The 549-nt window shown below is 51.9% G+C and carries 1 rRNA gene; it reads left to right on the forward strand.

The features are described 5' to 3' along the window. Window positions 1-549 (forward strand): 23S ribosomal RNA (locus HMPREF3115_RS10680); the annotation flags it as partial.

The following is a 549-nucleotide window of genomic DNA, read 5'->3' on the forward strand; positions in this document are numbered from 1 at the left end:
GAAGGGGTTGCAATAAACTGGTGGCTGCGACTGTTTAATAAAAACACAGCACTCTGCAAACACGAAAGTGGACGTATAGGGTGTGACGCCTGCCCGGTGCCGGAAGATTAAATGATGGGGTGCAAGCTCTTGATTGAAGTCCCGGTAAACGGCGGCCGTAACTATAACGGTCCTAAGGTAGCGAAATTCCTTGTCGGGTAAGTTCCGACCTGCACGAATGGCGTAACGATGGCCACACTGTCTCCTCCCGAGACTCAGCGAAGTTGAAGTGTTTGTGATGATGCAATCTACCCGCGGCTAGACGGAAAGACCCCATGAACCTTTACTGTAGCTTTGCATTGGACTTTGAACCGATCTGTGTAGGATAGGTGGGAGGCTATGAAACCGGAACGCTAGTTTCGGTGGAGCCGTCCTTGAAATACCACCCTGGTTTGTTTGAGGTTCTAACCTTGGTCCGTGATCCGGATCGGGGACAGTGCATGGTAGGCAGTTTGACTGGGGCGGTCTCCTCCCAAAGGGTAACGGAGGAGTACGAAGGTACGCTAGGTA

Source organism: Burkholderia sp. HMSC10F09 (assembly GCF_001806955.1).
Taxonomy (GTDB): domain Bacteria; phylum Pseudomonadota; class Gammaproteobacteria; order Burkholderiales; family Burkholderiaceae; genus Burkholderia; species Burkholderia multivorans.